23 protein-coding genes are annotated in these 22,540 nt (G+C 69.3%); 7 read left to right on the top strand and 16 right to left on the bottom strand.

Features of this window, described 5'->3' with window-relative positions:
- Positions 1-77: 77 nt before the first annotated feature.
- Positions 78-1,340 carry an SUMF1/EgtB/PvdO family nonheme iron enzyme gene (locus tag ACFPOE_RS16045; RefSeq protein ID WP_376851150.1) on the bottom strand — a complete coding sequence of 421 codons (1,263 nt, stop codon included), beginning with the start codon at positions 1,338-1,340 and terminating at the stop codon, positions 78-80.
- A gap of 147 nt (positions 1,341-1,487) precedes the next feature.
- On the opposite strand from ACFPOE_RS16045, the gene ACFPOE_RS16040 reads away from it, so the two are divergent.
- The 3 genes from ACFPOE_RS16040 to ACFPOE_RS16030 are packed head-to-tail and all read left to right on the top strand — an operon-like array spanning position 1,488 to position 4,355.
- On the top strand, positions 1,488-2,087 hold the full coding sequence (locus tag ACFPOE_RS16040) for a TRAP transporter small permease subunit (protein WP_376851148.1): 600 nt from the start codon (positions 1,488-1,490) through the stop codon (positions 2,085-2,087).
- A 16-nt stretch (positions 2,088-2,103) separates the two neighbouring features.
- Complete coding sequence (locus tag ACFPOE_RS16035) at positions 2,104-3,873, top strand: TRAP transporter large permease (protein WP_376851910.1); 1,770 nt, start codon at positions 2,104-2,106, stop codon at positions 3,871-3,873.
- On the top strand, positions 3,870-4,355 hold the full coding sequence (locus ACFPOE_RS16030; protein WP_376851147.1) for a hypothetical protein: 486 nt from the start codon (positions 3,870-3,872) through the stop codon (positions 4,353-4,355). Before ACFPOE_RS16035 ends, ACFPOE_RS16030 begins: the two co-directional genes overlap by 4 nt.
- A 13-nt stretch (positions 4,356-4,368) precedes the next feature.
- Here the strand turns inward: ACFPOE_RS16030 and ACFPOE_RS16025 are convergent, their stop codons facing one another.
- The 5 genes from ACFPOE_RS16025 to xseB form a co-directional block, all read right to left on the bottom strand.
- Entirely contained in the window at positions 4,369-5,829 is a 1,461-nt protein-coding gene (locus ACFPOE_RS16025; protein ID WP_376851145.1) for an NCS1 family nucleobase:cation symporter-1, read from the bottom strand.
- A 100-nt stretch (positions 5,830-5,929) separates the two neighbouring features.
- Positions 5,930-7,009, bottom strand: a complete 1,080-nt coding sequence (locus ACFPOE_RS16020) for a TRAP transporter substrate-binding protein (protein ID WP_376851143.1) — start codon at positions 7,007-7,009, stop codon at positions 5,930-5,932.
- Between the two features lie 156 nt (positions 7,010-7,165).
- Complete coding sequence (gene dxs / locus ACFPOE_RS16015; protein WP_376851142.1) at positions 7,166-9,052, bottom strand: 1-deoxy-D-xylulose-5-phosphate synthase; 1,887 nt, start codon at positions 9,050-9,052, stop codon at positions 7,166-7,168.
- On the bottom strand, positions 9,052-10,005 hold the full coding sequence (locus tag ACFPOE_RS16010) for a polyprenyl synthetase family protein (protein WP_376851140.1): 954 nt from the start codon (positions 10,003-10,005) through the stop codon (positions 9,052-9,054). The genes dxs and ACFPOE_RS16010 overlap by 1 nt, the downstream gene beginning before the upstream one ends.
- Positions 10,005-10,229, bottom strand: coding sequence for an exodeoxyribonuclease VII small subunit (gene xseB / locus ACFPOE_RS16005; protein ID WP_376851138.1), 225 nt, complete (start codon positions 10,227-10,229; stop codon positions 10,005-10,007). Before xseB ends, ACFPOE_RS16010 begins: the two co-directional genes overlap by 1 nt.
- Before the next feature lie 158 nt (positions 10,230-10,387).
- On the opposite strand from xseB, the gene ACFPOE_RS16000 reads away from it, so the two are divergent.
- The 3 genes from ACFPOE_RS16000 (at position 10,388) to ACFPOE_RS15990 (ending at position 13,475) form a co-directional block, all read left to right on the top strand.
- Positions 10,388-11,560 (top strand): aromatic ring-hydroxylating oxygenase subunit alpha, encoded by a 1,173-nt coding sequence (locus ACFPOE_RS16000; protein WP_376851136.1) that lies wholly within the window; start codon positions 10,388-10,390, stop codon positions 11,558-11,560.
- A gap of 16 nt (positions 11,561-11,576) precedes the next feature.
- Positions 11,577-12,476, top strand: coding sequence for a DMT family transporter (locus ACFPOE_RS15995; RefSeq protein ID WP_376851134.1), 900 nt, complete (start codon positions 11,577-11,579; stop codon positions 12,474-12,476).
- 111 nt (positions 12,477-12,587) lie between these two features.
- Positions 12,588-13,475 (top strand): sulfurtransferase, encoded by an 888-nt coding sequence (locus ACFPOE_RS15990; protein WP_376851133.1) that lies wholly within the window; start codon positions 12,588-12,590, stop codon positions 13,473-13,475.
- 73 nt (positions 13,476-13,548) lie between these two features.
- On the opposite strand, the gene ACFPOE_RS15985 is transcribed toward ACFPOE_RS15990, so the two are convergent.
- The 10 genes from ACFPOE_RS15985 to ACFPOE_RS15940 form a co-directional block, all read right to left on the bottom strand.
- Positions 13,549-14,529 carry a Bug family tripartite tricarboxylate transporter substrate binding protein gene (locus ACFPOE_RS15985; RefSeq protein ID WP_376851131.1) on the bottom strand — a complete coding sequence of 327 codons (981 nt, stop codon included), beginning with the start codon at positions 14,527-14,529 and terminating at the stop codon, positions 13,549-13,551.
- Positions 14,526-15,587 (bottom strand): adenosine deaminase, encoded by a 1,062-nt coding sequence (gene add / locus ACFPOE_RS15980; protein WP_376851129.1) that lies wholly within the window; start codon positions 15,585-15,587, stop codon positions 14,526-14,528. The genes ACFPOE_RS15985 and add overlap by 4 nt, the downstream gene beginning before the upstream one ends.
- Positions 15,584-16,822, bottom strand: coding sequence for an FAD-dependent oxidoreductase (locus ACFPOE_RS15975; protein ID WP_376851128.1), 1,239 nt, complete (start codon positions 16,820-16,822; stop codon positions 15,584-15,586). The genes add and ACFPOE_RS15975 overlap by 4 nt, the downstream gene beginning before the upstream one ends.
- Before the next feature lie 38 nt (positions 16,823-16,860).
- Entirely contained in the window at positions 16,861-17,289 is a 429-nt protein-coding gene (locus tag ACFPOE_RS15970; RefSeq protein ID WP_376851126.1) for a hypothetical protein, read from the bottom strand.
- The gene (locus ACFPOE_RS15965; RefSeq protein ID WP_376851124.1) at positions 17,286-17,675 is read right to left on the bottom strand and encodes a hypothetical protein; all 390 of its coding nucleotides are present in this window, start codon (positions 17,673-17,675) and stop codon (positions 17,286-17,288) included. Before ACFPOE_RS15965 ends, ACFPOE_RS15970 begins: the two co-directional genes overlap by 4 nt.
- Before the next feature lie 43 nt (positions 17,676-17,718).
- Complete coding sequence (locus ACFPOE_RS15960) at positions 17,719-18,219, bottom strand: hemerythrin domain-containing protein (RefSeq protein ID WP_376851123.1); 501 nt, start codon at positions 18,217-18,219, stop codon at positions 17,719-17,721.
- Complete coding sequence (locus ACFPOE_RS15955; RefSeq protein ID WP_376851122.1) at positions 18,216-18,410, bottom strand: hypothetical protein; 195 nt, start codon at positions 18,408-18,410, stop codon at positions 18,216-18,218. The genes ACFPOE_RS15960 and ACFPOE_RS15955 overlap by 4 nt, the downstream gene beginning before the upstream one ends.
- A 109-nt stretch (positions 18,411-18,519) precedes the next feature.
- On the bottom strand, positions 18,520-19,872 hold the full coding sequence (locus tag ACFPOE_RS15950; RefSeq protein ID WP_376851120.1) for a cation:proton antiporter: 1,353 nt from the start codon (positions 19,870-19,872) through the stop codon (positions 18,520-18,522).
- A 25-nt stretch (positions 19,873-19,897) separates the two neighbouring features.
- A complete protein-coding gene (locus ACFPOE_RS15945; RefSeq protein ID WP_376851119.1) occupies positions 19,898-20,248 on the bottom strand; it encodes a serine/threonine protein kinase in 351 nt (116 codons plus the stop codon).
- A gap of 71 nt (positions 20,249-20,319) precedes the next feature.
- Positions 20,320-21,138: an alpha/beta hydrolase gene (locus ACFPOE_RS15940; protein ID WP_376851118.1), complete on the bottom strand. Its 819-nt coding sequence runs from the start codon at positions 21,136-21,138 to the stop codon at positions 20,320-20,322.
- A gap of 239 nt (positions 21,139-21,377) precedes the next feature.
- Here ACFPOE_RS15940 and ACFPOE_RS15935 point away from each other — a divergent pair, with 239 nt between their 5' ends.
- Positions 21,378-22,529, top strand: coding sequence for a zinc-binding dehydrogenase (locus ACFPOE_RS15935; protein ID WP_376851116.1), 1,152 nt, complete (start codon positions 21,378-21,380; stop codon positions 22,527-22,529).
- Positions 22,530-22,540: the final 11 nt, after the last annotated feature.

Here is a 22,540-nt window from a genome sequence, read left to right as displayed (position 1 = left end):
CTCCGACAGCTCAACAGTATTCCACCTTAGCCTCTTGCCGCCGCCAGCTCCGTGCGCCAACGCACATAGCGAGGGGTTTAAAGCGCGCAGGTGCGAAAGCCGCTGAAACCGTCGTCGCGCTCGGGCAGCGCGAAGGCGCGCCGCTTCGGATGCTTCATGCGGGCGCGGGTGGCGAACGACGCCCCGCGCTGCACCCGGGCCCGGCCGAACAGCGGCGCCGCCTCGAAGTCGGTGCCGCGGGTCCAGCCGTCGGCGGCAAAGCCGGGCCAGGGCCGCAGCGAGCCGGCGGTCCATTCGCGCACCTCGCCCCAGCGGAAACCACGGCGCTGCGCCACGTGGGCCGCCATTTCCCATTCCACCTCGGTCGGCAGGCGGCGGCCGGCCCAGCGGGCCCAGGCGTCCGCCTCCCACCAGCTCACGTGCATCGCCTCCTGGGTGGCGCCCATCCGGGTCGGCTTGCCGAACAGCGACTGCATCACCGCGCCGCTGGCCACGCCGATCTGCTCCACGTGGCGGGGCCCGCGCCGGCCCTCGAACTGCGCCTCGCGCTCCAGCCACGACCAGCCCTCGGGCAGCCAGAACTCGGGCCGGTCGTAGCCGCCGTCGTCGACGAACTCCACGTACTGGGCCCAGCTCACCGGCTGGGCGTCGATCTCGAACTCCGGCACCTCCACCTCGTGCGCCCACTTCTCCACGTCGAACACGAAGCCGCCGGGCGAGGCGCCCAGCTGCCACGCGGCGGCCGGCACCAGCAGCGCGTCGCGCGGCAGCTGGCCCGGCGGCAGCGGCAGCTTCAGCGGCACCGACAGCGTCTGCGCCATCGAGATCAGCTGCTCGCCGCGCAGGTCCTCGTGGAACAGGGCGGCGCGGAAGAAATACAGCGCCTCGTCGGTTTCCGGCGTCTTCTCCAGCAGTTCCAGCGTGCTCTCCAGCGTCTCCAGCAACCAGGCGCGCAGCGGCGCGATCTCCAGCGGCTGGTTCCAGCGCGCCTCGTGCGGCACCAGCGAGGGATGGAACCAGTCGTCGGCGCGCGGCTCGATCGACGCCAGCCGCACCGCGTCCAGCGGGCAGGCCGGGCCCAGCCCGCGCTGCGGATTGCGGCCGATCCAGAACTCGGCGAACCAGCCGATGTGGCCGGCCAGCCAGAGCGGGGGCGACAGCTCGGTGCGGCACGGCACGGCGAAATTGGCCTCGCCCAGCGCCTGCTCGTACTGCGCCAGCAGGTGCAGCGTGTGGTTGCGCGCATCCATCAGCGCCAGCGACAGCAGGTCGCGGCCGGCGCGGCCGATCTCCGGCGTGTCGATCGAGGCGGGCGTGGCGGCGGGGGTCAGTGACGGCATGGCCGATTATCGCTACGGGATAACACCGTCAAGCGACTGTCGGGTTGCTTTTATAGTGCGCATTAGAATTTTCCCCTGACAGAATCCGACCGGGCGCCCGTTGCCAGCCAACGCGCGCCCGGTCTTGTGTGACCCCGGAGAGAAACCATGCGCGCCTTGCTGAAGTTATCGAATGCCATCGACTGGCTCAACGCCTTTGTCGGGCGCTACGTGATCTGGCTGATCCTGGGATCGACCGTCATCAGCGGCGTCAATGCCGTGGTGCGCAAGGCGTTCAACATGAGCTCCAACGCCTACCTCGAGGTGCAGTGGTACCTGTTCGCGGCGTCGTTCCTGCTGGCGGCCGGCTACACCCTGCTCAACCACGACCACGTGCGCATCGACGTGGTGGCCGGCCGGCTGTCCAAGCGCACCCAGGTCTGGATCGACGTGTTCGGCTTCACCGTGTTCCTGCTGCCCCTGTGCTTCGCGATCCTGTGGTTCTCGATCCCGTTCTTCCTCAAGGGCTACCAGTCGGGCGAGATGTCCAACAACGCCGGCGGCCTGATCCGCTGGCCGGTGTTCCTGATGATGCCGCTGGGTTTCGGCCTGCTGATGCTGCAGGGCGTGTCGGAGCTGATCAAGCGGATCGCCTACCTGATGGGGCTGATCGAGGACCCGACCAGCAAGAAGGTGGCCAAGACCGCGGAAGAAGAGCTGGCCGAGGAAATCGTGCGGCTGGCCGAAGCCAAGAACAAGATCGCCTGAGGACTGACCGACCATGATGCAATTCTTCATCCAGAACATGGCCCCGATCATGTTCGCGGGCCTGATCGTGTTCCTGCTGATGGGATTCCCGGTGGCGTTCAGCCTCGGCGCCTGCGGCCTGTTCTTCGGCTTCATCGGCATCGAGCTGGGCGTGCTGCCGGAACCGCTGCTGCAGGCGCTGCCGCTGCGGATCTTCGGCATCATGCAGAACGACACGCTGCTGGCGATCCCCTTCTTCACGCTGATGGGGCTGATCCTGGAACGCAGCGGCATGGCCGAAGACCTGCTGGAGACCATCGGCCAGCTGTTCGGCCCGATCCGCGGCGGCCTGGCGCTGGCCGTGATCTTCGTGGGCGCCCTGCTGGCGGCCACCACCGGCGTGGTCGCCGCCTCGGTGATCTCGATGGGCCTGATCTCGCTGCCCATCATGCTGCGCTACGGCTACGACCGGCGGCTGGCCTCGGGCGTGATCGCCGCCTCCGGCACGCTGGCCCAGATCATCCCGCCCTCGCTGGTGCTGATCATCCTGGCCGACCAGCTGGGGCGCAGCGTCGGCGACATGTACAAGGGCGCGTTCATCCCCGGCTTCGCGCTGACCGCGATGTATGCGGGGTGGGTCATCGTGCTGGCGATCTTCCGCCCCAAGTGGGTACCGGCGATGCCGGTGGAGGCGCGCACCTTCCGCGAGCCCAACGGCTCCGGCGGCCTGCCGTCGCTGCTGGTGCTCACGGCCATCACGGTGGCGCTGGCCATCACCTTCGCCGAAAACTACGCCAAGGTCGTCAGCTGGTGGACCGGCACCGAAACCACCACCGTGGCGTTCGACGAGACGCTGGTGGTCTCGATGTGCCTGGGCGTGCTGTTCGCCTTCCTGGCGGCGGTGCTGAACAAGGTCACCCGCCTGGGCCTGCTATCGCGGATGGCGGAGCGCGTCACCTTCGTGCTGATCCCGCCGCTGCTGCTGATCTTCCTGGTGCTGGGCACGATCTTCCTGGGCATCGCCACCCCGACCGAGGGCGGCGCCATGGGCGCGCTCGGCGCGCTGACGATGGCCTTCGTGCGCCGGCGCCTGAGCTTCTCGCTGCTCAAGCAGGCCCTGAACACCACCACCAAGCTGTCGTGCTTCGTGGTGTTCATCCTGATCGGCTCGACCTGCTTCAGCCTGGTGTTCCAGGGCGTGGACGGCCAGAAGTGGGTGGAGCACCTGCTCACCGGCCTGCCGGGCGGCGCGATCGGCTTCCTGATCGTCGTCAACTTCCTGATCTTCTTCCTGGCCTTCTTCCTGGACTTCTTCGAGCTGTCGTTCATCGTGGTGCCGCTGCTGGCGCCGGTGGCCGAGAAGCTGGGCATCGACCTGATCTGGTTCGGCGTGCTGCTGGGCGTGAACATGCAGACCTCGTTCATGCACCCGCCGTTCGGCTTCGCGCTGTTCTACCTGCGCAGCGTGGCGCCGACCAAGGAATACACCGACCGGGTCACCAGGCAGCCGATCGCGCCGGTCACGACGATGCAGATCTACTGGGGCGCCGTGCCCTTCGTGCTGATCCAGATCATCATGGTCGGCCTGATCATCGCCTTCCCGGGCATCGTCTCCAGCGGCCTGGACAAGACCGAGAAGATCGACCTGGACAAGATCCAGCAACAGATGAACAAGGACCTGGGCCAGCCGGCGGCGCCCTCGGGCGATGCGAAACCCGAGGCGCTGCCGCAGCCCGGCGACGCTGACAAGAGCGACGCCGCCGAGCAGAAGAAGCTCGACGAACTGTTCGGGGCGCCCAAGAAGTGACCCACGCCGGTCCGGACGGGCGCAGGGGCGGCCGCGCGACCCTGACCGCCATCGTGGTGGTGGTGGTGGCCTTCCTGGTGCTCATGGGATGGGCGCACGACTTCATCACGCTGGACGGATCCAAGACCGTCTACACGGTGAAGTGCGTCGGCGGCCAGTGGAACGGGCCGGATTGCAGCGGTTCGCTGCAGGCGGCCGAGCGCTATCGCTTCCGCGCGCTCAAGGCCCACAGCGAGGTGATCTTCTGGGTGGCCGGCTCGGCCGAGCCCTCGGGCAAGCTGGCGCCCTGCGCGATCGCCAATGCCAAGGAGTGGGTCTGCAAGCCGGGCCCCGACAGCGGCCGGACCATCACCCATGAAATGAAGTTCGGCCACCCGGTGCCGGAACCGCACGGACCGGCCAAGCCCTTCCACCAGGTGGCCAAGTGGAAGTGGCTGCTGCTGAACAAGGGCGTGGGCGTCTTCCGCTCTGCCGACGCCTGAGCGGCGCCGCCGTTCAGGCGCCCGCGCCGGCCGGGGCGACGGCGCGCGGCCGCAGCAGCGCCAGCGCGTAGTAGACGCCGCCGCCGATGGCGACGCCAAAGAACCAGCCATAGGTCCCCCACCATGACGGCAGCACGCTGGTGAGGTTGGGCAGCACGCTGGAGAACAGCGCACCGGCGGCGGTGGCGATCAGCGCGTTCAGGTTCCAGCCGCCCTGGTAGCGGTAGGCACCGTGCTCCTGGTACAGCGCCGGCACGTCCACCTCGCCCCTGGCGATCCGGTAATAGTCGACCAGGATGATGCCCAGCAGCGGGCCCATGGTGGCGCCGATGGCGTTGACGAAGCCGGCCGCGTTGCCCTCCCACGGCGCGAACGGGTACAGCACCAGCGCGATGCCGGCGGCGATGTAGCCGCCCTTCTTGAAGCTGATGGCGCGCGGGAACACGTTGGCGAAGTCGAAGGCCGGCGACACGAAGTTGGCCACCACGTTGATGCCCAGCGTCGCCACCGTGAAGGTCAGCGCCGCCAGCAGCGCCAGGAACCAGCTGTCGAAGCGGGCCGAGATCTGCTCCGGGTGCAGCAGCACCTCGCCGTACACGCGGTAGGCGGCGATGGTGGTCACGCCCGCCACCAGCGAGAACAGGATCAGGTTCACCGGCAGGCCCCAGAGGTTGCCCTTGCGCACCGTGTCCTTGTCCTTGGCGTAGCGCGAGAAGTCGCAGAAGTTCAGGTACAGCGCCGCGAAGTAGGTGACCCAGGTGGCGCCTACCGCCATCAGCGCCCAGAACGAACCGGGCTCGCCGGCCACGCCCGCATCCTTGGTCTTTTCCAGCAGCACCGCCTGCGGGATGCCGTGCTCGAAGGAGAAGCCGCCGGCCTTGACGCACAGGCCGACCGCCAGCACCAGCATCGCTACCCAGACCGCCGGACCGGCCCAGTCCTGGAACTTGCGCACCGTCTCCATGCCGTTCTGGATGATCAGCAGCTGCAAGGCCCAGACCACCACGTAGCAGATCACCTCCAGCCCGGAGTGGCCCAGCAGGTGGGTGGTCTTGTGGAACTCCATGATCGAATCGGTGCGCGTGAGCAGCGCCACCACCGCCCCCGAGGCCGCCGCCGTCTGCGCGCCGTACCAGAAGCAGGCGACCACGGCGCGCACCAGGGCCGGCAGGTTGGCGCCCCAGACCCCGAACGAGGCGCGCGCCAGCACCGGGTAGGGCACGCCGGTCTTGACGCCGGCGTAGCCCACCAGGTTCATCAGGAAGAAGATCAGCAGCGAGCCCAGCCCGATCGCCACGACGAAGTTCAGGAAGCTGCCGCACAGCAGGAACAGGCTGGCGGCGAGGTAGTAGCCCCAGAGGCTGTGCACGTCCGAGGTCCAGACGTTGAAGATGCTGAAGGTGCCCCAGTGGCGCTCGCGGGCCGGCGCCAGGTCTTCGTTGTACAGGTTGGGCGAAGGGTTGCGGATCTCCATGGCGGTCCTCCTGCGTGTCCTCGTCGCCGCAGGATGCACCGTTTCCAACAAAAAAGCCACCGCGGGCGGTGGCTTTCAGGGCGCGGCGCGGGCCGCCGGATCAGAGCTTCTGGGCCTGCATGAAGCGGTCGAAGCCGGCTTCGGTGAAGCGGAACCACAGGTTCTGCTCGGCGCGGAACTTGGAGAGGTCCGCGTAGATCTTGTTCCAGCTCGGGTTCTTGCCGTTGAGCTCGCTGTACAGCTCCATCGACGCCTTGAAAGAGGCATTCATCATGTCCTGCGGGAACGGCCGCAGCTTGACGCCGCTGCCCACCAGCTGCTTGAGCGCGCCCGGGTTGACCGCGTCATAGCGGGCCTGCATGGTCACGTGGGCCTGGGCCGCGGCCGCCTGGACGATCGCCTTGTTCTCGGCCGACAGGGCGTCGAACGCCTTCTGGTTGATGAACACGTCCAGCTGCGGGCCGCCTTCCCACCAGCCGGGGTAGTAGTAGTACGGCGCGATCTTGTTGAAGCCCAGCTTCTGGTCGTCGTACGGACCGACCCACTCGGCGGCGTCGATGGTGCCCTTCTCCAGCGCCTGGTAGATCTCGCCGCCCGGGATGTTCTGCGGGATGCCGCCGATGCGCTCGATCACCTTGCCGGCGAAGCCGCCGATGCGGAACTTCAGGCCCTTCATGTCGGCCATCGACTTCATTTCCTTGCGGAACCAGCCGCCCATCTGGGCGCCGGTGTTGCCGGCCGGGAAATTGATGATGTTGTACTTGGCGTAGAACTCGCGCATCAGCTTCAGGCCGTTGCCCTCGTACATCCAGGCCGTGGTCTGGCGGCTGTTCAGGCCGAAGGGGATCGCGCAGCCCAGGGCGAAGCACTCGTCCTTGCCGAAGAAGTAGTACGGCGCGGTGTGCGCCACTTCCACGGTGCCGTTCTGCACGCCGTCCACCACGCCGAAGGCGGGCATCAGCTCGCCGGCTGCATGGACCGAGATCTCGAACTTGCCGCCCGACATCGCGCGCACGGCGTTGGCGAAAGTCTCGGCGCCGCCGAAGATGGTGTCCAGCGACTTGGGAAAGCTCGATGCCAGGCGCCAGCGGATGGCGGCCTGCGCGTGCACCGCAGGGGCGATACCCGCGGCCAGGACGCCTGCGATGCCCGCATTTTTGATGATTGAACGACGATCCATTGGGTTTGCTCCTCAGACAGGGAAAGAAAGGCTGCGTGGCGCCTGCGCTTCAAACGAAGCGCAAGCCAGGCCGCCGCTCATTCTAGGAACGCCCCACCGTCGGCAGGCGGGGGTTTTCCCTTGAGACCGGCTGGGGCGAACCCCGAGCAAAGTCGTTCAGCCGACGATCTTGAGCGCAGGCGCGCTGCGCTCCACCAGCGCGCCGAAGCGCGCGCGCACCGACGCCTCGATGCCGGCCGCGTCCAGCCCCTGCTGCGCCAGCAGCGTGGCGTGGTCGCCGTGCTCGACGAATTCGTCGCGCAGTCCCAGCTGCAGCAGCTGCTTGGGCGTGCCGGCGGCGTTCAGCGCCTCGGCCACCGCGCTGCCGGCGCCGCCCATGATGGCGCCCTCCTCCAGCGTCACCAGCGCCTCGTGCTGCTGCGCGATGGCGGCCAGCAGCTCGGTGTCCAGCGGCTTGGCCCAGCGCATGTTGACCACCGTGGCATTGAGCCGCTCGGCCGCCTGCAGCGCCGGATACAGCAGCGTGCCGAAGGCCAGGATGGCGATGCCCTTGCCCTGGCGGCGCACTTCGCCCTTGCCGAAGGGCAGCATCTGCAGCCCCGGCTCCACCGCCACGCCGGCGCCGGCGCCGCGCGGATAGCGCACCGCCACCGGGTGGTCCTGGGCGAAGCCGGTGGTCAGCAGCTTGCGGCACTCGTTCTCGTCGGCCGGGCAGGCCACGCTCATGTTCGGGATGCAGCGCAGGTAGGCGATGTCGTAGGCGCCCGCGTGGGTGGCGCCGTCGGCGCCCACCAGGCCGGCGCGGTCCAGCGCGAACAGCACCGGCAGCTTCTGGATCGCGACGTCGTGAATCAGCTGGTCGTAGCCGCGCTGCAGGAAGGTGGAATAGATCGCCACCACCGGCTTCAGGCCCTCGGCCGCCATGCCGGCGGCGAAGGTCACGGCATGCTGCTCCGCGATGCCGACGTCGAAGTAGCGGTCCGGGAAGCGCTGTTCGAACTCCACCAGCCCCGAGCCTTCGCGCATCGCCGGCGTGATGCCCACCAGCCGCGCATCCTGCTGCGCCATGTCGCACAGCCAGCTGCCGAACACCTGCGTGAAGGTCGGCTTGGACACCGCGGTGGACTTCACCAGGCCGACCGCGGGATCGAACTTGCCCGGGCCGTGGTAGGCCACCGGATCGGCCTCGGCCAGCTTGTAGCCCTGGCCCTTCTTGGTGACCACGTGCAGGAACTGCGGGCCCTTGAGGTGCTTGATGTTCTCCAGCGTCGGCACCAGCGAATCGAGGTCGTGGCCGTCGATCGGGCCGATGTAGTTGAAGCCGAACTTCTCGAACAGCGTGGCCGGCACCACCAGCCCCTTGGCGCCCTCCTCGAAGCGCTTGGCCAGCTCGAACAGCGGCGGCGCGACCTTGAGCACGTTCTTGCCGACGCTCTTGGCGGCGGCGTAGAACTGGCCCGACATCAGCTGCGCCAGGTAGCGGTTGAGCGCGCCCACCGGCGGGCTGATCGACATGTCGTTGTCGTTGAGGATCACCAGCAGCTTGCAGTCGGCCACCCCGGCGTTGTTCAGCGCCTCGAAGGCCATCCCGGCGCTCATCGCGCCGTCGCCGATGACGGCGATCGAATAGCGGTCTTCGCCCTTGTGCTTGGCCGCCATCGCCATGCCGAGCGCCGCCGAGATGCTGGTGGAGGAATGCGCGGTGCCGAAGGTGTCGTACTCGCTCTCGGCGCGCTGCGGAAAGCCCGACAGGCCGCCCAGCTGGCGCAGGCTGCCCATGCGCTCGCGCCGGCCGGTCAGGATCTTGTGCGGATAGGTCTGGTGGCCCACGTCCCAGACGATGCGGTCCCACGGCGTGTTGAACACGTAATGCAGCGCCACCGTGAGTTCGACCGTCCCCAGGTTGGAGCTCAGGTGGCCGCCGGTGCGCGCCACCGTGTCCAGCAGGTAGGAGCGCAGCTCCTCGGCCAGCTGCGGCAGCTGCGCCCGCGCCAGCTTGCGCAGGTCGGCCGGGTCGTTGATCTTCTCGAGCAAGGTCGTCATTAGTTATCCCTGTTCACCACCATGGCGGCCAGCGCGAGCAGCGCCCGCGTGTCCTCCAGTCCGCTGCCCGCCAGCGCAGTGCGCGCCTGCTGCAGCAGTTCCTGCGCATAAGCGCGCGACCGATCCAGTCCCAGCAGCGACACGTAGGTCGGCTTGTCGGCGGCCGCGTCCTTGCCGGCGGTCTTGCCCAGCGTGCCGGAATCGGCCGTCACGTCCAGCACATCATCCACCACCTGGAACGCCAGGCCCATCGCGGCGCCGTAGGCGGACAGCGCATCGGCGGCGCGCCGGTCGGGCGTCCCGCAGGCCGCGCCCATCATCACGCTGCCCTGCAGCAGCGCGCCGGTCTTGAGGCGGTGCATCTGGCGCAGTTCCTCCTCGCTCAGGCTGCGGCCGATGCTGGCCAGGTCGATCGCCTGGCCGCCGGCCATGCCTGCGTGCCCGGCCGCGCGCGCCAGCAGCCGGCACAGCGCGGCCTGCTGGACGCCGGGGACCTCGTCGCCTTCCGGCGTCAGCAGCTCGAAGGCCAGCGCCTGCAGCGCATCCCCGGCCAGCAGCGCCAGGGCCTGCCCGTACTTCACGTGCACCGTCGGCTTGCCCCGGCGCAGCACGTCGTTGTCCATGCAGGGCATGTCGTCGTGCACCAGCGAATAGGCGTGGATGAGTTCCACGGCGCAGGCGGCCCGCAACGCCGCCACCGGGTTGCCGTCCACGGCTTCGCTGGCCGCCATCACCAGCAGCGGGCGCAGCCGCTTGCCGCCATCGAGCACGGCATAGCGCATCGCCTCGCCCAGCCCGCCGGGCGCCTGCGCGACGACCCAGCGCGACAAGGCATGTTCGATGGCAGCGCGGTGGCCCGAGCTCCAGGGCGCGAAGGAGAACGTTTCAGACCCCACGCTGACGCCGCCCCCCAAGGGGGCCTTCGCGGCTTGGGACGGCACTGCGCCGCTCATCACTCCTGCGTCCACGGCTTGAGTGCGCCGTCGTCGAGCACCTTGATCTGGCTTTCCACGGCTTGCAGCTTGTCGCGGCAGAACTTGAGCAGCTCGGCGCCGCGCTGGTAGCCCGTCAGCAGCTGTTCCAGGGGCAATTGCCCGGTTTCGATCAGACCCACCAGTTGTTCCAGTTCCTGCAGCGCGGCCTCGTATGTGTCGGGTGGTTTGAAGGCCTTGGGCATTTTGTTTCAGTTCCAAAGTTGCATTTTATCTGTCCCCCCGCAGATAACCCCCACGGGTACAATCCCTTTCCCCTCAGCGATCCACCCCTCCCGCGCCAGTCCACGGATAAAGCGCTTACCCTGCCCCTTCATAGGGGGAGTCTCTAGGTCAGGACTTCATGTCTGATTTAAGTCTTCAACTGCAGCAGGCCGCAAGCCAACTACCAGTTTCAAGTTACTTCGACGAAGCGCTGTTCCGGCGCGAAATGGACACCATCTTCCAGCGCGGGCCCCGTTATGTGGGGCACGAACTGGCGGTTCCCGACATCGGCGACTACTACGCACTGCCCCAGGAAGGGGAAGGGCGGGCGCTGCTGCGCACGCCGCGCGGCGTGGAGCTGATCTCCAACGTCTGCCGGCACCGCCAGGCCGTGATCCTCAAGGGCCGCGGGTCCACCCAGGCCAGCGCCACCACCGGGGGCAACATCGTGTGCCCGCTGCACCGCTGGACCTACAGCGCCGGCCAGACCGCCAAGGCCGGCACGCTGCTGGGTGCCCCGCATTTCGCGCAGGACCCGTGCCTGAACCTGAACAACTACGGCCTGCAGAACTGGAACGGCCTGCTGTTCGAGCAGGGATCAGGAGGCCCCTTCGGCAGCGCCGGCTCCGTGGACGTGGCCGCGCAACTGGCGAACATGGGCCCGCGCGCCGACCTGGACTTCTCCGGCCACGTCCTGGACAAGGTGGTGATGCACGAGTGCAACTACAACTGGAAGACCTTCATCGAGGTCTACCTGGAGGACTACCACGTCGGCCCGTTCCACCCGGGGCTGGGCAGCTTCGTCACCTGCGACGACCTGCGCTGGGAATTCAAGGACCACTACTCGGTGCAGACCGTGGGGGTGGCCAACCGCCTGGGCAAGGCCGGCAGCCCGGTGTACGAGCGCTGGCAGGACGCGCTGCTGAAGTACCGCGACGGCGAGCCGCCCAAGTACGGCGCGATCTGGCTGACGTATTACCCGCACATCATGGTGGAGTGGTATCCGCACGTGCTCACCGTCTCCACGCTGCACCCGATGGGCCCGGACAAGACGATGAACATGGTGCAGTTCTTCTACCCGGAAGAGATCGCCGCCTTCGAACGCGAGTTCGTCGAGGCCCAGCAGGCGGCCTACATGGAAACCTGCGTGGAGGACGACGAGATCGCCGAGCGCATGGATGCCGGCCGCAAGGCCCTGTACCGGCGCGGCGACAACGAGGTGGGCCCGTACCAGAGCCCGATGGAAGACGGCATGCAGCACTTCCACGAGTGGTACCGCGGCGCCCTCGGCTCGCCGGCGCCGCAGCCCTGATGCCCGGCACGCGCTGATGCAGGCGCTGTGGATGCTGGCGGCGGCGCTGTTCTTCGCCGCGATGGCGGTGTGCGTGAAGATCGCGTCGGCCTGGTTCAATTCCGCCGAACTGGTGTTCTACCGCGGCCTGCTGGGCATGCTGCTGCTGTGGCTGCTGGCGCGCTCGCAGGGCGTGCCGCTGCGCACCCGCTACCTGGGCATGCACGCCTGGCGCAGCCTGGTCGGCGTCGTCTCGCTGGGCGCCTGGTTCTATGCGCTGGCCGGCCTGCCGCTGGCCACGGCGATGACCCTCAACTACATGAGCAGCGTCTGGATCGCGGCCTTCCTGGTCGGCGGCACGCTGCTGAACTGGAATCCGCAGCGGCCGCAGGACCATCCGCTGCGCCAGGGCCCGCTGGTGCTCACGGTGGTGGCCGGCTTCGCCGGCGTGGTGCTGATGCTGCGCCCGACGATCGAGCAGAACCAGGTGTTCGCAGGCATCGTGGGCCTGCTGTCGGGCCTGAGCGCGGCCTTCGCCTACCTGCAGGTGATGGCGCTGTCCAGGATCGGCGAGCCGGCCTCGCGCACCGTTTTCTATTTCGCCGTCGGCTCCGCCGTCGCCGGCGCTGCCGGCATGGCGGTCACCGGCCTGTCGCCCTGGGAGTGGCGGCACGCCCTCTGGCTGGTGCCGATCGCGGCGCTGGCGTCGCTCGGCCAGCTGTGCATGACCCGCGCCTACAGCCACGGCGCCACGCTGGTGGTGGCCAACCTGCAATATTCCGGCATCGTGTTCGGCGCCCTGTTCGGCATGCTGCTGTTCGGCGACGCGATCGCGCCGATGGGCTGGGCCGGCATCGGCCTGATCGTCGCCAGCGGCATTGCCGCCACCGTGCTGCGCTCGCGCACCGCCCCGGACTCGCCCGCCGAAGAACACTGAGCTGCGCGAGCACCGCCGACGTGAAGCACGACGGCGCGGCACCCGGCCCGGCGGCAGGATCGCAAGATAATCATCCACGTCCCTTCCTGCGGGCCCGGCCCGACGAGCACCATGCACACCACCCTGATCTCCGCCGCCGAATTGAAGTCCCTGCGGGCCGGCGGCGCGCCGCTGATGGTCTTCGACTGCAGCTTCGACCTGATGAATCCCGCCGCCGGCCAGGAGCAATACCGCAAGGCCCACATCCCCGGCGCCGTCTATGCCGGCCTGGACGAGGCGCTGAGCGACCATGGCATGGTGGACGCGGATGGCACCCACCATCCGCATCCGGACGCCGCCTCGGGCGGGCGCCACCCGCTGCCCAGCCGCGAGAAATTCGCCATGTGGCTGTCCAGCGTCGGCTTCTCCAATGCGATGCAGGCCGTGGCCTACGACCGCAACGGCGGCACCTATTGCGGGCGCCTGTGGTGGATGCTCAAGTGGGCCGGCCACGATGCGGTGGCCGTGCTCGATGGCGGCCTGCAGGCCTGGCAGGCCGCCGGCGGGGAAGTGACGGATCGGGCCGAGCCGGCCCACTTCCAGAGCAACTTCGAACTGGGCCGGCCGCTGCGCCGGCTGGTGACCACCGGCGAGGTGGAACGCAGCCTCGGCCAGCCCGGCATGCTGGTGGTCGATGCCCGCGGCGCGCCGCGCTACCGCGGCGAGGTGGAGCCGCTCGATCCGGTGGCCGGCCACATTCCGGGGGCGCTGAACCGGCCGTTCTCGGAGAACCTGGATGCCGACGGCCGGTACAAGCCGCCGGCGCAGCTGAAGGCGGAGTTCGAGCAGCTGCTGGCCGGCCGCGACCCCGCCACCGTGGTGCACCAGTGCGGCAGCGGCGTCAGCGCCGTGCCCAACGTGATCGCCATGGAGCTGGCCGGCTTCGGCCCGACCGGGCTCTACGCCGGCAGCTGGAGCGAGTGGTGCAGCGACCCGAAGCGGCCGGTGGCCAAGGGCTGACTGGAGGTCTGGGATGGCGGGTCGAAGCCCGGCATGACAGCCACGACGCGCATGCCGGCAGGCATGACGGTCGTCACTCCTTGATGTTGGCCTTCCGGACGATCACGGCGTAGCGTTCCTGTTCGCGCTGCACGAACGCCGCGAACTCGGCGGCGGAACCGCTGCCGCCGACGGCGCCCTGCTCCTGCATCCTGGCGCGCATGTCGTCGGAGCGCAGCACCTCGTTGAGCTCGCGGTTGAGCCGCTCCACGATCGCCGGCGGCGTATGCGCCGGCGCGAACAGGCCGGTCCAGGTGACGACGTCGTAGCCTTTGAAGCCCGGCGTCTCGGCCACGGTGGGCACGTCCGGCAGCGTGGCCAGCCGCTTGCCGCCGGTGACGGCGATGGCCTTCAATTTTCTCGACTGCACGTTCGGCGTGGCGGTGACGCTCACCAGCAGCGCCAGGTCCACCTGGTTGCCGACCACGTCGGTGACGATCTGCGCGCCGCCGCTGTACGGCACATGGGTGATGAACACGCCGGCCCGGTCCTTGATCAATTCCATCGCCAGGTGCAGCACCGTGCCGACGCCCGAGGTCGCATAACTGAGCTTGCCGGGCTGCGATCTGGCCAGCCTGATCACGTCGCCGAGGGTGTTGGCCGGCAGGCCCGGACGCGCCACCAGCACCATCGGCGCGGTGTTGACCAGGCCCACCGGCGCCAGGTCGCGCAGCGCGTCGTAGCGCACCGCCGCCGGGTTGATCAGGCGCGCGATCGCCACCGGGCTGTCGGCGCCCATCACCAGCGTGTAGCCGTCCGGCGGCAAGGCCGCCGCCTTGGCCACCCCGATGGTGCCGCCGGCGCCGCCGAGGTTCTCGATCACCACCGACTGCTTGAGCCGCTCGCCCAGGCGCTGCGCCACCAGCCGGGCGGCGACGTCGACGCTGCCGCCGGCGCTGAAGGGCACGATCAGCGTGATCGGCCTGGCCGCCGGCCAGGCCGGCTGCGCGTGGGACGAGGCGGCAACGGCCAGCGCCGCCAGTGCGACGGCGATCCGTTTGAGTTTGGAATTCATGGGTGTCCCTGAGCAGAATCCATGCCTGCGCGCAGGCTATCGAAGCGGGCCGCCCAGTCCCGGCGCCACTGGCGCTTGCTGCCGTCGTCGACCCAGGCGCCATCGATGCCGTTGAGCATGAAGCGGCGCAGGTCGTCCAGGCCGAAGCCGAACTCCTGCACCATCATCTGCCAGGCCCGCGTCGGGTCCACGTGGTGCAGCGTCGGGTCGTCGGTGTTGGGATGGATGCGCAGGCCCAGGCCCGGCATCCGGCGGATCGGATGGTCCAGCGCCCAGCGCTCCGGCGGCAGGGTGCGCAGGTAATACGAGTTGGTCGGCACCACCGTGAAGACGATGCCGCGCTCGCCGCAGCGCCGGGCGAAGTCCGGGTTGTCGACGATGGTGTAGCCGTGGTCCACCCGGTCCACCTTGAGCAGCTCGATCGCGGTGCGCACATTGGTCCACGGCATGCCGAACTCGCCGGCATGGGCGGTGGTCTTCAGGCCGGCCAGCCGCGCCTTGGCATAGGCGTGGGCGAACAGCTCCGGCGGCCGGTCCACCTCGCGGTAATCGATGCCGATGCCCGCGACGTCGGGATGGCGGTGCTCGATCACCCAGTCCACCATCTGCAGCGCCTCGGCCGGCGACGCCTCGCGGTCGATCGCCGCGATCAGCTTCGAGCCGATGCCGAAGTCGGTGCGCGCGTCGGCCATCGCGCGCGTGATGCCGGCCTGTGCCTGCTCGTAGCGCATGCCGGATCCGCGCACCGTGCCGCTCGGGTTCCAGGAGAATTCGGCGTGCAGCACGTTGTGCGCCGCAGCGTCCTGCAGGTATTCGTAGGTGATGCGGTGCAGGTCGTCGGGCGTGCGCAGCAGCCAGGCGTCGAGCGCGCGCAGCACCCGCAGCACGCCCACCGGTTTGTCGCCGCGGGTGTAGAAGCCGGCGATCTCCTCGCCCGTCAGCGGCGCCTTCTCGCGCAGCGCCAGCTCGGTGAAGGTGGCCTGGCGCACGCTGCCCAGCAGATGGCAATGCAGTTCCGCCTTGGGAATGGCATGGAGGAAATCGTACAGCGCTGTCACACCTGCATCTTAGGCGAGCGGACGTGTTCCGGCCGGATGCCGACCCCGACGGCGTAGGCCGGGATGACCCGCAACGCCGGCACCCGGTTCAGCAACCTGAGCGCGAAGGGCATGGCCGGCGCCTGCTGGCGCTCCAGCAGCGGGTTGATCAGGTTGTTCTGCGCCGCCACCTGCGCCCACTGGACGAGGCGCGTGGGCAGCATGCGCCGCGCCTGCACCTGCTGCAGCAGCGGCGTGATCGCATCGGCACCGGCCTTGGGGTCGGCCAGCGTCGCCGCCAGGATGTTGGCCGTGGCCACCGCATCCTGGATCGCCAGGTTGATGCCGACCCCGCCGATCGGCGACATCGCATGGGCGGCGTCGCCGATGCACAGCAGCCCCGGCTTCCACCAGGTCTCCAGCCGGTCGACGCTGACGCTCAGCAGCTTGACCGCGTCCCAGGCCGGCAGTTCCTGGTCGAGCCGGCCGGCGAAGATCGGCACCAGCTGCGCGAGCTCGCCCCGGAAGGCGTCCAGGCCGCGCGCCTGGATCGCGCTGATGCCGCCCTTGGGGATCACGTACGCGCATTGCCAGTAGCTGCCGCGGTCGATCATCGCGACGAAGTGGCCGGCGCCGATGCGCCCGCCGCTGCCCGCCGGATCGTCCGGCCGCTTGGCGATGCGCATCCAGAGCACGTCGATCGGCGCGCCCAGGTCCAGCACCTTCAGGCCGGCCGCCTGGCGCAGCGTCGAGCGGCGGCCGTCGGCGCCGATCACCAGGCCGGCATCGATGCGCAGCTCGCCGTCGGCAGTGCGTGCGGTGACGCCGGTGACGCGGCCCTGCGCCTGCACCAGGCCGGTCGCCTCGGCATTCATCAGCAGGTGGAAGCCCGGGTAGCGCACGGCGTGGTCGCGCAGGAAATCCAGGAACTCCCATTGCGGCATCATCGCGATGAAGCCGCAGCGGGTGGGCAGGCGCCGGAAGTCGGCGATCACCGCTTCCTCCCGGCCGGTCGTCACCCGCAGGTCGTAGGCCTTGTCGTGCGGCCGCGCCAGGAATTCGTCCAGCAGCCCCAGTTCGTGCATCACTTCCAGGGTCGAAGGATGGACGGTGTCGCCGCGGAAATCGCGCAGGAAATCGCCGTGCTTTTCCAGCACGGTGACGTCGACGCCGGCGCGGGCCAGCAGCAGCCCCAGCATGATGCCGGCCGGCCCGCCGCCGGCGATGCAACAGCGGGTGCTGACCGAAGCGCTCATCGCAGGAGCGTAGGCCGCGGGCGGATTTGGTGCAAGCGTCAGCGGTTGCCCACCGAGGTGCTCGGCGTCGAGTTGGTGCTGCCGTGCGGGGCGGCGCCGGCATTGGCGCTGTTGGTGGCGGGGAAGCTGCCGGTCATGCCCAGGCCGGAATTGCCGCCCAGCCCGCCGGCCGTGCCGACTCCGGGCTGCGCCGGCTGGCTACGCCCGCCCGGATCGACGGTGCCGCGGCCGGTCGTGCCGGGCACCGCGCCACCGCCGGACGAGCCGGCGGTCGCCGTGCCCACCAACCCCGGACTGCCGCCCGTGGGCGTGTCGGGTGCGACCGGCGCGGCCTGCACCGTCGCATTGCCGGTGCCGGGGCTGCCAGGCGCGTTGGCGTTGGCGCCGTTGACCGCTTTGTCGCCGCAGGCAGTCAAGGCCATCGCGGCAAGCAGGGCCAGGCCCCAGGCCTTCGCGTCCGCCATCATTTGGTCGTCGTGCCCGTGGTGGTGCTGGACGACGGCGAGGCGCCGGGGGTGCCCGTGGTGTTGGTGGCGTCGCTGCTGGCGCCGGCCGGGCCGCCCATGGTGCTGGTGCTGCCGGTGCTGCCCGTGGCCGGCGTGGTGCCCGAGGTCGAGGCGGTGGATGACGTGTCGGTGCTGCCCGAGGTTGCCGGGGTGGTGGCGGCGGTGCTGCCCGAGCTGCCGGACGTGCTGCTGGAGGTGTCGGTCGACGGCGTGGTCGCGGCCGGCGCCGGGGTGGTCGTGGTGACCGGCGTGGACACGTCGTCCTTCTTGCTGCAGGCGCCCAGCGACAGGGCGGCAGCGGCGGCCAGGATGAGGACGGACGAACGGGTCATTTGCTTTGCATTCATTTCGGTGGACTCCTTGGGGTTTCTGTTGGGTTGATGAAAATGGTCAGGCCGACACGGAGACCAGCGCGTCTTCGCGCAGCGCCTCCGGCACCGCCCGCAGTTCCTCGCGCCGCGCGCGCAGCTTCTCGCCCAGCGCCGCCAGGTCGATGCCGCTCTTGCGCACCTTGGGGAACATCTCTTCGCGCTCTTCCTTGACGTGGTGCGCGATGTACTCGCCCAGCACCGTCACCTTGGCGTCGTACAGCTGGTCGACCGGCTGCATCGCCAGGATCTGGCCGAGCAGTTCCTTTACGCCGGCGTGTTCCACTTCGGCTTCGTCGAGCAGGTCGTCGTCGCGGATCGCATCGCGCACCGGCGGGTAGAAGATCTCTTCCTCCAGCCGCATGTGGATCGTCAGTTCCATGCAGATGGTTTCGGCCAGCGCCTTGCGCTTGGCGCCGCCGGCCTTGTGGTCCGACAGCTGCCGGTAGTCGTCGAACAGCGCCTTCAGGGCGCGGTGTTCCGCGTCCAGCAGTTCGATCGCGTCCTGAGGCTTGCTGCTCATCGCTTGCTCTCGGCCGCGGTCTTGCTGGTCTGCTTCATCGCCCGCGTGGCGGCCGAGCCGCTGTCGGCTTCGCTGTCACCGCTGCCCGTGTCCTCAGGCTGCATGTCGGCATTGGGCGTCTTGGCGGGGGTGCTGTCGGCCGCGGGCCGGGTGTCGCCGCTGCCCTGGGCCGGCTGGTTGCTGGGTTTCATGGGGGATCGCTCCTGATTGGGTGCAGCCGACTCTAGGCGCGCCTGCCGGCGCTGCTGTCAGCCGCGTTTTGCCACTTGTGTAGGAGAACAGCACGCCAGCCCGACAGCGTCAGCGGCCGCCGGCGGAGTCGGTGCGGCGCTCGCGGCGCCGGCCCACCGTCTTCTCGTACATCGCCATCAGCGGCGTGACCGAGATGCCGTGCACGACGATCGACGCAACCACCGCCGTTAGCGTGAGCGCGGTCAAGCGGTCGGCCAGTGCCGAAGGCAGGCCGTGGTTGATGGCGTACATCAGGTAATACAGCGAGCCGATGCCGCGGATGCCGAACCAGCCCACCAGCAGCCGCTGGTTGCCCGAGGCGCTGGAGCCGGCCAGGCCGATCGCCACCGACAGCGGCCGGATCACCAGCAGCAGCAGCGGCACGAACCACCACGCCGCGCCGTCCCAGTCGACGGCCCACAGCAGCGCGCCGATGGCGATCACCACCGTCACCTCGCCGATGCGCTCCAGTTGCTCGTTGAACCCGAGCACCGCATGCACCATGTAGGCCGGCGCGTGTTGCGGATCGACGGCAGCCTGCTTGGCGGCGGTGGTGTCGGGCGTGGCCGCCGCATGCTCGGCCACCTTGCGGCTGGCCGCCGGCGCCTCGCTCTCGCGCTCCACCAGGTGGCGCAGCGCGACGCCGGCGGCGAACACGGCCAGGAACCCATAGCCCTTGAAAGCCAGCGCCGTGCCGTACGACAGGGCCACCAGGCCGAGCGCCAGGAAGTCGTCCAGCCCCACTGCCTCCTGGTGCTCGCGCCGCAGGAACAGCACCAGCCGGCCGATCGCCAGCCCCAGCCCCGCCCCCACGCCGATGCCGCAGGCCACGCCCCAGACCACGTCCAGCGCCAGCCAGCGCAGGCCCAGCGGACCCAGGTCGTGCAACCCCAGCAGGCCGAGCCCGAGCATCACGAACGGAAAGGCGGTGCCGTCGTTCAGGCCGCCTTCGCCGGTCAGCGCGAAGCGCAGCCGGTCGCGGTCGCCGGGGGTGTGCACCTGCACGTCGGAGGCCAGCACCGGATCGGTCGGCGCCAGGATGCCGCCCAGCAGCACTGCGGCGCCGAGCGAGAGCCCCAGCAGCAGGTAGCCCGCCGCTGCGATCAGCAGCACGGTGACGATCATCGACAGCACCGCCAGCCGCAGCGGCAGCAGCCAGCGCCGGTCGCTCAAGGCAGAACTGAGCTTCAGGCCGGCGGAGAACAGCGAGACGAGAACGACGATCTCGGTCAGCGTCTCCAGCAGCCTGGAGTGCTGCGAGATGTCCACGCCGATCAGGTCCAGCCCCCAGGGGCCGACCGCCATGCCCACCATCAGGTACAGCATTGCGGTGGACAGGGGCAGGCGCGCCAGCACCGAGCCGCTGAGCGCCATGACGACCAGCAGCACCCCGACGATCACCGACCAGATGGCGAAATCCATGAAGCCTGGCGGTGCGTACGGCCGCTCAGGACGGGCGCTTGCGGGCGCCGCCGTCGGTGTCGCTCGGGCCGTTGCGGTCCGACATGATTTCGCGCGGCGGCGCCAGCTTGCCGCTGTCGGCGCCCTTGGCTTCCCAGGTGCCGCCGGTGCGCGTGTTGTTGCCGCGGCCGGACATCACTTCGTCGTCGTCGAAATTGAGCATGTCGCCGGCCATCGGCGCTTCGTCGGCAGCGCCGTGGTCGCGCTCGTTGACGCCGCTGGGCGCCACCAGGTCGGGCTGCTTGTCGCTGGTCAGGCCGATCTTGCCCGGGCCGTCGCCGCGGTAGTCGCGGTCATTGCTGGCGCCTTCGTTGCGATCGGATTTGTCGTTGGCCATGGGAACTCCTTGTGTGCAGGCCTCCATGATGGGCGCCGACGCACCGCCGCGCTGTAGGCCTGAGGCCCGAGTTAGAGCATGACCAGGGCGGCGTTGACCGCCTTGCGAAACGACGGGAACTGGTGCAAGTCGCTGTGGCCCGCGCCTTCGACGCACAGGAACTGCGCATGCGGGGCGGCCTTGCACAGCGCCTGGCTGTGGTGCAGCCCGATCAGTTCGTCCTTGTCGCCGTGGATCAGCATCAGCTTGCCGGTGAGGCGGCAGGCGTAGTCCAGGGTGGCCAGCGGATAGCGCAGCACGGCACTCGGCACCCAGGGATAGAGCTCGTCGGCCAGCGCCTGCATGCTGCTGTATGCCGAAACCATCAGCGTGAGGTCGGGCGCCTTGCCGGCGGCGCACAGTTCGGCCGACAGGCCCGCGGCCAGGCCGGTGCCCAGCGACTGGCCGGAGATGACGACCCGCTTGCCCTCGTAGCGCGGCGCGTATTCGGCCCACACCGCCCGCACGTCGGCGCGCAACTGCTGCTCGCTGGCGATCTGGCCGCTGCTCTTGCCGAAGCCCCGGTAGTCGAACATCACGACGTCGAAATTGAGTTCGCGGAAGGCGTCGAGGTCGACGAACCACTTTTTCAGGTTGCCCGAGTTGCCGTGCAGGAAGAACACCACGCCGCGCGGGTTCGGCAGCTTCAGCTGCGCCGCGTTCAGGCGGGCACCGGGCACGTCGATGAAGCTCTCGTGCACGTCGGGATCGTTGGAGATGCTCTGGTTGTGCGCCAGCGGGTCCGGCTCGAACAGCAGGCGTTCCTGGCAGAACCAGAGCCAGCCGATGGCGCAGGCGTAGATGGCAGCCAGGGCCAGCACGCCGCTCAGGACGAAGATCACATAAGCCATGGTGCGGCCTCCGTTCCTGCCATCGGTTGGACCGCGAGAAACCGGCTCGGACTTTCTTGCCTGACTGCCATGGCGTATCTCCCTGTAGCCACGGCACCGATAGGAGCACCGGTGCTTGGAGACCATCGTGCTGCGGGTGCAGCGCGCACCCTGTCGGTGCCACCCGGGCGATTGCGTAGGAAACCGGCGCGCCGCCGCGGCGGAAAAGGTCGCGCCGCGGGCGGAGTCACAATCGATCCATGACCCAGACCCATCCCGCCACCGCCCTGCAGCTGCGCTCGCTCGTCACCGCCGACGGCGAACTGCAGCTTTCACTGATCGAGCTGCCGGTGCCCGCGCCGGGCCCGGCCGAGGTGCTGCTGCGCGTCGAGGCGGCACCGCTCAATCCCTCGGACCTCGGCCTGCTGTTCGGCGCCGCCGACCTGGCCAGCGCGCGCGCATCGGGCACGCCGCAGCGGCCGGTCCTCAGCGCCGACATTCCCGCCGCTGCAATGAAGGCCATGGCCGGGCGCGTCGGCCAGTCGCTGCCGGTGGGCAACGAAGGCGCCGGCGTGGTGGTGGCGGCCGGAACGTCGCCGGCGGCTCAGGCGCTGCTCGGCAAGACGGTGGCTGCCTACGGCGGCGCGATGTACGCGCAATACCGCAGCGTGCCGGTGAGCGACACGCTGCTGCTGCGCGAGGGCACGACGCCGGCCGAGGGCGCTTCATCGTTCATCAATCCGCTGACGGCGCTGGGCATGGTGGCGACCATGCGGCGCGAGGGCCACAAGGCGCTGGTGCACACGGCGGCGGCGTCCAACCTCGGCCAGATGCTGCAGCGCCTGTGCCTGGCCGAGCACATCCCGCTGGTCAACATCGTGCGCAAGCCGCAGCAGGCGCAGTTGCTGCGCGCGCAGGGCGCGGTCCACGTCTGCGACTCCAGCGCGCCCGACTTCCTGCGCGAGCTGACCGAGGCCCTGGTTGCCACCGGCGCGACGCTGGCCTTCGACGCCACCGGCGGCGGCAAGCTGGCCGGCCAGATCCTCAGCTGCATGGAAGCGGCGCTGACCCGCAACGCCGGCAGCTACAGCCGCTACGGGTCGGCCACGCACAAGCAGGTGTACCTGTACGGCAGCCTGGACACCTCGCCCACCGAATTCAACCGCAGCTTCGGCATGGCCTGGGGCATCGGCGGCTGGCTGGTGTTCAACTACCTGTACAAGCTGCAGCAGCAGGACCCGGCGATCATCGACGGCTTCAAGCAGCGCGTGGCGGCGGAGCTGAAGACCACCTTCGCCAGCCACTACACGCGTGAGATTTCGCTGGCCGGCGTGCTGGCGCCGGAGAACATCGCGATCTACGGCAGGCGCGCCACCGGCGAGAAATTCCTGGTGAAGCCATGCCTGGCGTGACGCGCAGGTTC

Origin of the sequence: Caenimonas terrae (assembly GCF_042655405.1) — a bacterium.
GTDB lineage: Bacteria > Pseudomonadota > Gammaproteobacteria > Burkholderiales > Burkholderiaceae_C > Ramlibacter > Ramlibacter terrae_A.
This window is presented reverse-complemented; position numbering and strand designations above follow the sequence as displayed.